3 protein-coding genes are annotated in these 4,419 nt (G+C 62.2%); 2 read left to right on the forward strand and 1 reads right to left on the reverse strand.

Features of this window, described 5'->3' with window-relative positions; translation table 11 throughout:
- On the forward strand, positions 1–522 hold a 522-nt coding region (locus EN939_RS22595), incomplete at its 5' end, for a cytochrome c oxidase assembly factor Coa1 family protein (RefSeq protein WP_127269791.1).
- A 193-nt stretch (positions 523–715) separates the two neighbouring features.
- Positions 716–3,151 (forward strand): GcvT family protein, encoded by a 2,436-nt coding sequence (locus tag EN939_RS22600; RefSeq protein WP_127269793.1) that lies wholly within the window; start codon positions 716–718, stop codon positions 3,149–3,151.
- A 320-nt stretch (positions 3,152–3,471) separates the two neighbouring features.
- On the opposite strand, the gene mmsB is transcribed toward EN939_RS22600, so the two are convergent.
- Positions 3,472–4,353: a 3-hydroxyisobutyrate dehydrogenase gene (gene mmsB, locus EN939_RS22605; protein WP_127269795.1), complete on the reverse strand. Its 882-nt coding sequence runs from the start codon at positions 4,351–4,353 to the stop codon at positions 3,472–3,474.
- Between the last annotated feature and the right edge of the window lie 66 nt (positions 4,354–4,419).

The following is a 4,419-nucleotide window of genomic DNA, read 5'->3' on the forward strand; positions in this document are numbered from 1 at the left end:
GCGCTGATCCCTGTCGTCAACATCATCATGATCATCGTGCTGGGCGCACGCGGCAGCCGCTGGGCCTGGCAGAACCGCGCCTGGCGCGACGCGGAACAGTTTCGCAAGACGCAACGCAACTGGGCAATCGCCGGCCTTGCCGTCTGGGTTGTCGGGATTGGCGGCTGCGCGACGATGGTGGGCAGCATTCCCTACGTCCTGAAAGGCAGCGATGCCTACCACATGACGATGGACAGGCTTCGCGCCGACGACCGCGTCAAGGCGGCGTTGGGTGATGATTTGACCGACAGTTTCTGGGTCGGCGGCCATCTCAACGTCAATGCGAATGGGGCCGGCGACGCCCAGTTCGGCATTCCGGTCCACGGCGCCAAGGGCAAGGGCACGGCCTACTCGACCGCTGTCCGGACAGCCGGCACATGGAGCCTGCGCCTGCTGGTCGTCAGGGTCGAAGGAGCCGACGCGCCGATCGTGCTGATCAACGAAGATCATGTCCCGATCCCGAATGCTGCAATCGGAATATAGCAGGGCAAAACGCAAAGAAGCAGCCTAAACGCGGGCGCGAAGGCTGACAGTTCGGCCGGCTTTGTGGCCCAACAGTCGGGTGACCACTGCTGCGTTCCAGACAAGGAAATATGCTGAAAAGCCGGATGCTGTCTGACAGTATGCGCATGCGTTCATGTGGACCGGTGGCAATTTCATACAAGGGCACGCGCATATGGTGAGTTCCTTTCGTGCGGTCGTGGTCGGTGGCGGCTGTGTGGGTGCAGGCATTCTCTACGGCCTGGCAAAGCGCGGCTGGACCGATGTGGCATTGCTGGAGCGAACGCAGCTTACGGCCGGGTCGACATGGCATGCCGCGGGGCTCATCCCTTCTTACGCGCGCAGCCGCAATGTCGGCCGCATGATCGCCAGGTCGATCGAAATCTATGAGGGGCTGGAGGCGGAGACGGGCCAGAACGTCGGCTGGCACAAATGCGGCCAGCTGCGCATTGCCAACACGCGCGACAGGCTGGACGAGTACAGAAGCTACATGGACGTTGCCGAGGTCCAGGGTGTGCGGGCCCGGATCGTATCGCCCGCGGAAGCGCGAGAAATCTGGCCGCTGCTCGACAACAACAGCATGCTGGGTGCCCTTTATCATCCCGATGACGGCCACATTGCACCCGCCGATGTCACCCAGGCCATGGCCAAGGGTGCACGCGACCGTGGCGCGAAGATCCATCTCGATACCGAGGTTGTGGGCTTCGAACGCATGCCGAGCGGCGAGTGGAGGGTCAAGACCTCACGCGGCGAGATCGTCTGTGAACATGTCATCCTTGCAACAGGCAATTACGCCCGCCAGACCGGCGCCATGCTTGGCCTGGACATTCCCGCGATCCCGATCCTGCATCAGTACTGGATCACCGAGGCGGTCCCCGAAATTGTGGAACGCAAGCGGCTTGGTCTTCCGGAAATGCCGATCCTCAGGGACGAGGGTTACGAGGGCTATCTGCGCGAAGAAGGCGACGGGCTGATGTTCGGTCCCTACGAGCGCACCGAGCAGCTCAAGCTGTTCGCTGAAAACGGCGTCCCGGAATGGTTCGGCGCCGATCTGCTCGATGAGGATTTCGATGCCGTGTCCTGGAACTGGGAACGTGCGACCGAACTGGTCCCCGCGCTCGGACGCGCCGGCATCAAGCGGAATGTGCGAGGACCTTTCCAGATGACGGCCGATGAACTGCCGCTGATGGGACAGGCGTGGGGTCTGGAGAATGTCTGGCTCGCCGAAGGGGTGCCGGGAGGCATCCTTTGGGGCGGTGCGATTGGCTATTACCTCTCCGAACGGATCGTGGAGGGCGGCAACAGCATCGACACGACGGAGCTGGATCCCCGTCGGTTCGGCCACTATGCAAACAAAAACTGGACCCGGGCAAAGGTCCGGGAAGCCTGGGGCACCCACGCCGCACAGCACTATCCTGGCCAGGACATGCCGGCGGCGCGACCGCAGAAAACGGCCCCGTCCTATGATCGCCTAAGCCAGCTCGGCGCGGTGTGGGACGTGTTGAACGGCTGGGAGATGCCGAGCTGGTTTGCGCCTGCCGGTGTCGAAGCGCGCAATGTCTACAGCTGGCGCTGGACCCCCAAAGGGAACCACGTCGCCGCGGAGGTTCAGGCTGTCCGCCAGGCCGTTGGGCTGGTCGAGATGACTCCCATGACCAAGTTCGAGGTTAGCGGGCCGGGCGCCAAGGACTGGCTCGACGGAATCCTGGCCAACAGGCTGCCTCGTCCCGGTCGCGTAGCTCTTGCCCATCACCTGACGCCGGCCGGCTGCGTGCAGGCCGAATATGTGGTGGCGCGGCTGCAGAGCGAGCTGTTCTATCTCATATCGACGCCGCGCGCCGAGCGCTGGAACCTTGACGATCTCAGCCGGCTGTTGCCGAAGGACGGCAGCGTGCATCTGCGCAACGTCACGGAGGATCGCGGCAGCTTCACGGTGGTGGGGCCGAAGGCGCGCGACATATTGCAGCCGCTGACGGAGATCGACCTCTCCAATGAAGCCTTTCCATGGTTCAGCGTGCAGTCCGGCACCGTCGGCATGGCCAGCGACGTACGGCTCCTGCGCGTCAACTATTCGGGCGAACTGGGATGGGAACTCTATCATCCTCTCTGCTATCAGCGGCATTTGCTGGATGCGCTCCTGGCATCGGGAGAGGCACACGGGCTGAGGCTGGCCGGACTTCAAGCGCTGGAATCGCTTCGTCTCGATAAATCCTACCGCGCCATGTATCGCGACATGAACCCCGAATTGTCAGCCTGGGAAAGCGGCCTCGACCGATTCATCAGCCTCGACAAAGGGGACTTCATCGGCCGCGCGGCACTGGTCGCAAAACAGAAGCAGGTGACACGCCGGATCGCCACGTTGTCGATCGATACGGATGGTGCGAGCGCGTTCGCCTTCGAGGGCGTTTACCGCGAAGGCGAGCTCGTCGGCCACATCACCTCGGCGGGCTACTCCTACACTTTCGGTCACGACATCGCACTTGCGCTGTTGCCCCTGGCACTTGTGTCGCCCGGCACCGAGCTCGAGGTGTCCATCCTCGGCGAGCGCCGCGCGGCCAAGGTGATCGCCGACTCGCCCTATGATCCGGAAGGCGCCCGCGGGCGCATGTGAGGCATCCCGGAGTACAGTTCCGGGTTATCGATGTCTCAAAACGTGCTGCAGGGCAAAATGCAAAAACCGCGCTCCATCAGGAACGCGGCTTTGCCAGATACGCATGGCGCTTCGCTACGCAAACACTTTGCGAAACTTATGGCACTTGTCGAAACTTACGGGCTCCGGTACGCGAGACCTGATCCGGAGCGCCGGGCGGATGAGATATGTCCGCCTCGCAGTCCGTTTTATAGGGACATCGTTACCGCGGAGTTATCGAGAGCTTAAGCAAATCTAAATTTGCACTTTTTCCACCCAAGGAAACCGGAAAAATCCGGGGGTTACGCTGGGTTACCCCTGAGAAAATTAATTATGCCGGAGAAATCGACCCCGCCATGTCCCTGGGCGTTGAACAAGGCATAGAGCTGGGCTGCTTCGGCACCAAGCGGCGTTACAGCACCCGCACCATGCGCGGCTTCCTGGGACAATTTCAGGTCTTTCAGCATCAGTGCCGCTGCAAATCCTGGGTTGTAGTCCCTGTTTGCGGGCGAAGTCGGCACCGGCCCGGGCACCGGGCAGTAGGTGGTCAAGGACCAGCACTGGCCGGAGGAGGTCGAGGCGACGTCGAACAGCGCCTGGTGTGACAGGCCGAGCTTTTCCGCCAGCACGAAGGCTTCGGCGACACCGATCATCGAAATGCCGAGGATCATGTTGTTGCAGATCTTTGCCGCCTGGCCGGCGCCGTCGCCGCCGCAATGGACGATGCGACCGGCCATCGGCTTCAGGATCGGCTCGGCAGTTGCAAAGGCGTCATCGGAGCCTCCGGCCATGAAGGTCAGCGTGCCGGCCGCGGCACCGCCGGTGCCGCCCGAGACCGGTGCATCGATCGACGACAGCCCGTGCTTCCTGGCGACGGCATGGGCCTTGCGGGCTGACTCGACGTCGATGGTCGAGGAATCGATGAATAGTGCGCCCTTTTTCGCCTTGAGCGCTATGTCCTCATAGACCGACAGCACATGCTTGCCCGCAGGCAACATGGTGATCACCACGTCGGCATCCTTCACCGCGGCCAAGGCATTCGCCATGATCGTCACGCCTTGTTCTTTGGCGACGTTGAGGTTCTCCGGCACAAGGTCGAAACCATTCACCGCATGCCCCGCCTTGACCAGGTTGGCGGCCATCGGATTGCCCATGTTCCCTAGGCCGATGAAGGCGATCGTCATAGTGGTGCTCCGTGATTTGGGCTAACAGTAGGCAGTAGGCAGTAGGCAGTAGGCAGTAGGCCTGTC

This window comes from Mesorhizobium sp. M7A.F.Ca.CA.002.05.1.1, assembly GCF_003998335.1.
In the GTDB taxonomy this organism is placed as follows: domain Bacteria; phylum Pseudomonadota; class Alphaproteobacteria; order Rhizobiales; family Rhizobiaceae; genus Mesorhizobium.